This is a genomic window from uncultured Thiocystis sp. (assembly GCF_903866365.1).
In the GTDB taxonomy this organism is placed as follows: domain Bacteria; phylum Pseudomonadota; class Gammaproteobacteria; order Chromatiales; family Chromatiaceae; genus Chromatium.
Genome location: NZ_CAIPNF010000251.1, coordinates 1 through 5070, shown reverse-complemented (window position 1 = coordinate 5070; position 5070 = coordinate 1). Strand labels below are relative to the sequence as shown.

7 protein-coding genes are annotated in these 5070 nt (G+C 64.7%); 3 read left to right on the top strand and 4 right to left on the bottom strand.

Annotated elements, in window-relative coordinates; all coding sequences use genetic code 11:
• Positions 1-11 precede the first annotated feature (11 nt).
• Both QZY07_RS14045 and QZY07_RS14040 read left to right on the top strand, forming a co-directional pair.
• Positions 12-140 (top strand): DUF3368 domain-containing protein, encoded by a 129-nt coding sequence (locus tag QZY07_RS14045; protein ID WP_363184248.1) that lies wholly within the window; start codon positions 12-14, stop codon positions 138-140.
• Positions 141-187: 47 nt separating this feature from the next.
• A complete protein-coding gene (locus QZY07_RS14040; protein WP_295403838.1) occupies positions 188-394 on the top strand; it encodes a hypothetical protein in 207 nt (68 codons plus the stop codon).
• A gap of 89 nt (positions 395-483) precedes the next feature.
• Here the strand turns inward: QZY07_RS14040 and QZY07_RS14035 are convergent, their stop codons facing one another.
• The 3 genes from QZY07_RS14035 to QZY07_RS14025 all read right to left on the bottom strand — a co-directional run bounded on the left by QZY07_RS14035 (position 484) and on the right by QZY07_RS14025 (position 2494).
• The gene (locus tag QZY07_RS14035; protein WP_295403836.1) at positions 484-681 is read right to left on the bottom strand and encodes a hypothetical protein; all 198 of its coding nucleotides are present in this window, start codon (positions 679-681) and stop codon (positions 484-486) included.
• Positions 682-934: 253 nt separating this feature from the next.
• Positions 935-1894 (bottom strand): Rpn family recombination-promoting nuclease/putative transposase, encoded by a 960-nt coding sequence (locus QZY07_RS14030; RefSeq protein WP_295403841.1) that lies wholly within the window; start codon positions 1892-1894, stop codon positions 935-937.
• Between the two features lie 36 nt (positions 1895-1930).
• Positions 1931-2494 carry a recombinase family protein gene (locus QZY07_RS14025; RefSeq protein WP_295403833.1) on the bottom strand — a complete coding sequence of 188 codons (564 nt, stop codon included), beginning with the start codon at positions 2492-2494 and terminating at the stop codon, positions 1931-1933.
• Positions 2495-2680: 186 nt separating this feature from the next.
• Between QZY07_RS14025 and QZY07_RS14020 the strand changes: the two genes are divergently transcribed.
• Complete coding sequence (locus QZY07_RS14020) at positions 2681-2905, top strand: hypothetical protein (RefSeq protein ID WP_295403831.1); 225 nt, start codon at positions 2681-2683, stop codon at positions 2903-2905.
• Positions 2906-3286: 381 nt separating this feature from the next.
• Here QZY07_RS14020 and QZY07_RS14015 read toward each other — a convergent pair whose 3' ends face one another.
• Positions 3287-4279 carry a hypothetical protein gene (locus QZY07_RS14015; protein WP_295403828.1) on the bottom strand — a complete coding sequence of 331 codons (993 nt, stop codon included), beginning with the start codon at positions 4277-4279 and terminating at the stop codon, positions 3287-3289.
• Positions 4280-5070 lie beyond the last annotated feature (791 nt).

The window sequence follows — 5070 nt, the reverse complement described above, 5'->3', positions numbered from 1 at the left end:
GCACCCTCTCGCTGCTGCTGCGGGCCAAGGAAAAGGGGTATATCAAGCACGTCAAGCCGGTGCTGGAGGAGATGGTCGCCAAGGGACGCTGGTACTCCGAAGCGGTGTGTCGCGCCTTTTTGACCCAGGCCGGTGAATAATCACGAGAGACGGGGTCGCGCAGAGGCTCGCAAAGGGGAGAACCATGATGGAAGAGCAGCACATCGGCTCCAGCCTGGAAGACTTCCTTCAGGAAGAAGGCCGACTGGAAGTCGCGCGGCAAATGGCCACCAAGCGCGTGCTGGCCTGGCAGCTCCAGCAGGCGATGGACCGCCAGCATCTGAACAAGGTCGACATGGCGAAGCGGATACACATCAGTCGCTCGCAACTCGATCGCCTGCTAGATGGGGTTTGAGGCGCAGTGGAACGGAAAACCGGCTTAAGCGTACGGCGAGGCGAGCAAATCCGCCGGCGCAGGCATGTCCTCGACCGGGTGCTCGAGCCCTATATCCCGATCTTCTCGACCTCGTCCAAGCTCATTGCATCCCGCCGCCGGTCATAAAGCTGAGTGGTGCGGCTGCTGGCGTGGTTCGCCATCGCGGCGGCTTTCTCCAGCGTCCCGCCATTCTGGAGATTGGCTGTGATCCCGGTGGCCCGAAAGCTATGGTTTCCCGCCTTTGTCTCGATACCGGCGGCAGCCAAGCTGCCGCTGGATCATGGCGTAAGCGTTGGCCTGGGGGAGGGGGTTGCGGTCAGACGGCCCGTGCCGCGTCCAATCATGCGAAACAGCGCCCCCTTGGGATCGTCGCGTAAGCCCGCGCCGTCCAGAGCGGAAACTCGCGAGCTTCGCTTCTTCATGGGAGCGGGATTACGTCATGGTCAGTCCCTCCTTTGCCAATCGCGCCAACAGATCACCGCCTTGTCAAGGTCACTGCTCTGACCGCTAATCTGGATTTCAGTGGGACGCCGGTGGCTCGAACAGATCGTCGAGCGTGTCGATGGTCGCCGCGCGCCGAATCAAGGGGCGCAGGGTGTCGAGATCCAGCACTGCGAGACGCCCGCGCAGCGCCGCGTCCACCCCGCCGAAACGCGCTTCCAAAATTGCGATTAGCGTCTCGACAAGGGTTTCGAGACGGCCGCGTTCCATGCCCTGTTGCAGCCCTTGCTGCATCCCCTGCGCGACACCGCGTTGTATCCACTCTTGAGCGACGGTCATGTGCAATGCCTCCTCGCGTTCCGGCTTGGCCTGGCTCAGTGCCTCCCGGAACAGGGTTTCGGTAATTTTGTAATGTCTCACGACGTACACCAGCACCTGCCGCTCTAACGCCTCCCCATCGGGCAGGTCGCGCAGGATGCGGGCGAGGTCGGCGACGCTCAGATCCCGGGCGAATACGGCGCACAGGGCGCCCAGGACCGCGCGCACCGCAGGATCGGCGGAGCGCTCGGCGTAGGGGATCGGTCCCAGCTCGCGGACGTGATAGCGCAAGTCGCGCAGCCACTCGCGCAGCTCGGCATCGGCCGCGAGGCACTCCAGAATCGAGGTCGGCACGCGCCAGGGCTGGACGCCGTGATAGAGCACCACCGGGAGAATCGGCGGCAGCTGGCGCAGCCGCGCGGCGCGTCCCTCCGCGTACCGCGTCCAGATACGGACCATGTAACCGAGCAGTTGCAGCGGCGTGCCGGGATCGGCGGCGCTTTTGTGTTCCAGCAGGACGTAGAGCAGCGCCGCGGTGCCATCGGTCAGCGTCACGGCGTACAGCCGGTCGCTTTGGGTGTCGCGCAGACGCTCGTCGATAAAGCTGCCATCGAGCAGCCGCGGCGCCTCTGGGCTCAGACGGGCGGCCAGCTCCGGGGGCAATTGCTCGCGCAACAGGATCGCGGCGCGTTGGGGGTCGTCCAGGAGAGCGCGAAACAGGGCGTCACGTCATGCGGATGATGGGAGGCGGACATCTCAGCGGGCACCGCGCGCTTTGGCAACCAAGCGCGTCACCATGGACGGGTCGACCTGAAACAGCCGCGCGGCGGCCGCGCCGCTCTTCTGCCCGCTGGTCACCAGGGCGACGATCTCCTGCTGTTGCAGCCGCGTCAGTTTCGGGCGGCGGCCGCCGATGCGTCCTTCGCGCCGGGCCGCCTCCAAGCCGGCCTGGGTGCGTTCGCGCAGCAGGGCGCGCTCAAATTCGGCGAAGGCGCCGACCATCTGCATCAGCATCCGCCCGGCCGGCGTGGCGGTCTCGATCGCCTCGGTCAGGCTGTGAAAGCTGGCCTGGGCGTGGTCGATGCGCTCGAGCAGCACCAGCAGGTCTTTCAGGGAACGCGAGAGCCGATCCAGCTTCCACACCACCACCGCATCGCCAGGACGCAGTTGGGCCAGCAACCGCTGCAGTTCGGGACGTTCCCAGCGCCCGCCGCTCGCCGTCTCCTCGAAGATCCGCTCGCAGCCCGCCGCCGTCAGCGCGGCGATCTGCGCTTGGGTGTCTTGTTCCTGGGTCGAGACGCGGGCATAGCCAAAGCGCATGCGTGTGAATTCCTATGGTGATTGCCGGCGATTTTACAACAGGTTTGCGCAACGCTCCGACCCGCGAAGAGGCGGCACTGCCGACACCTTGCGCAAACGATCGTTTGCGCAAGGTGTCGGCGCGGACTTGACAACATTTGTTACAGTGACAAAATGACAGGCACGCCAAAAAATCACTGTAACGCGATGAAGCAAAAACAAAGCAGCGCAGATCGGATGCGGCAGCTTCGACAACGCGCCGCGTCGCTGCTCGCCGAGCCGGCAGCGATCCCGTTGGCGGCAGACAGCACGCTCCTCGAAGCGATCCCGCTCGCCTACCGCGCCAGCTTGCCAGGCACGCTGGCATTGCTGGCGGGCGAACTGATCAAACGCACCGGATCGAACGTCACTGTGACGATACCGCCGCCTTGAGTGAGGGACGACAACGATTCCTTAATTTTAGGGCCATAGGCCGATTTGCAGCGATTTCACGGTAGCCTGCTCAATCGCCAGACAGGTCGTGATCGCGGTAGCGTGCATCCAATGCCTAATCGGTCGCCAGCGCGACCAGCACGGGCTTGAGCGCGTCATCGAGCGTGGCGCGGTGCTGGGGGGCACCGCGCGACCGCCTGACCGATGCACATTGGATGCACATTCGGATGCACATTCGGATGCACATTCGGATGCACATTCGGATGCACATTCGGATGCACATTCGGATGCACATTCGGATGCACATCCACACTCGGATGCACATTGGATGCACAAAAAAATGCACATCGAATGCACATTCAGCTCCATCGAGAAAGGCTTTTAGCCTGACGTGGCGGACGCGCGCGCGGCGCGCGCCGCTCCGCGCAGTTCCGCGCTCTCCCGACCTCCCGCATCGCCACCTCGGCCTCCTGAGCGCGCTGCTCGGTCCGTTCGCGTTATAGATCCTGTTCGAGATCCAGCATCTGCTGTTCGTTCGCTGCGGCTTGGGCCATCGCCAAGGCGACGGCCGTCGCCGCGCGTCGGGCCTCCGCCGGATCCTGGACCGCCGGCGTGGCCGCCCGTGGCTCGGGATCCGCCGGCCCGCGTCGACGCCCCCGCTGCGCCCCCGCCAGTTCGGAAAGCCGCCGCCCGATATCCGGCAACCGCTGGACATAGCCGATCCGCGCAGGAATGTCCGGAAATGCCTCGCCCACGCCCCGCCCGCGGGTCCATTCGCTGGCGATGAGCGCCCGCAGCTTTTTCACCTGGGCGCGCGCCAGCAAAGCCCGGGGTGCGCCAAATCGTGTGAATGAGTTGCTGCAGCTCCAGATCGCGCCGGCCACGAATCGCGCCGATCAGGGCCGCGCGCAGCGCTTGCTCGCGCTCGCGGGTATAGCGCCAGGTCCACGCCGGCGTCGCCTGGTCGGGGCGCGTCAGACGCACCAGTTCGTACCCGGTTAGTTCGAGCCGCTGTTCCAGTGCGTCCTGCCACGCCTCGCGCGCCGCCGCCGGCGGCACGTCGCCGGCGGTGCGCAGCAGCCAAAAACGCAGCTCGGGCGTGTCGTCCTGGTGCAGCAGCAGGAGCCGGAAGGTCGCCGCGCCCGCCGCCCGCGCGCGGCTCGCCTGCAGCCGCGTCTGCGTGACCTGATAGTGCGCGTCGAATTTGCCGGCCAGCAGACCGGCGCGTTCGGGGGCAATGTTGCCGGCGACGAACCAGCGGTGACCGCTGCGCACCAGGTCGGCGAGCCGCTGCATCAGGCTGGTCTTGCGGGTGAAGACGAACCAGTCCAGGGGCGGGGCTTCGGGGGGGCGATGGGCGCGCTTGGCGGCCATGAAAAACCTCGAGTGAAGCAGTAAAAAATACAGAACAATAAGACTAACACCAAGATTTGTGATCGTCTGCATATTAAGATTTTCCTAGGCGAACCGAAAAAGGGCTAGACTGAACGCATCGCTCGGGGCTGGCCAAGCCCCCCTACGCTGTGTCGGGGGGCCGCCAGCCCCCTCTGCGTGTCACGCGCGGCGCGGATGCGCCACGGTCTCGGTTGCCAACCGAGATCAGCACGATGAAGCCGGATGCCTCTAATAGGGCTCGTCCGGTTACAACGGGCGCTGGGAGCTGCAATGCTCCTTTCGACCCATTTCACCATGCACAAGGCTGTGAATATTGGGCGACCATGAAACGGACATGGGGAGGAAATGCCCTTTCGTCCTGGTCTTTAGCGAAAGCGGGACAGTCCCGCCCCTGGCGCGTATCGCAAGAGCGCGACGGGTGCCACACAGGTAGGCTGCTGAGGCGTCAGAAATGGCGTAGGGGTCCGAGGAGAAATCTGGACGACCTGGCACCTCCAGAAATGGGGGGTCGCTGAATAGCTCAAGCCTGTCACCCTAGGCCCTCGAGGTCGGGTTGTGGATGTCGTGATGCGGCGGTGTATCGGTCGGTGTTGAGGCGTTTCAGGTGTACGGGAGATTTTTTGGAATCTTTGGCCCCGGAAACCTCGCAAGAGGGTAGGCGTAGCCCACATGGACCGACCCCGCGGCCAACGCAGACCCTCTTGGCACGAATGAGATAAACCCACCCATCGGATCACCCACGTCCCTCAGGCGCTCGCTGAGGCTCGCTT

Coding starts and splice junctions, on each gene's coding strand:
- QZY07_RS14040 (WP_295403838.1), top strand. CDS start 188: ATGGAAGAGCAGCACATCGGCTCCAGCCTGGAAGACTTCCTTCAGGAA.
- QZY07_RS14025 (WP_295403833.1), bottom strand. CDS start 2,494: ATGCGCTTTGGCTATGCCCGCGTCTCGACCCAGGAACAAGACACCCAA.
- QZY07_RS14020 (WP_295403831.1), top strand. CDS start 2,681: ATGAAGCAAAAACAAAGCAGCGCAGATCGGATGCGGCAGCTTCGACAA.
- QZY07_RS14015 (WP_295403828.1), bottom strand. CDS start 4,279: ATGGCCGCCAAGCGCGCCCATCGCCCCCCCGAAGCCCCGCCCCTGGAC.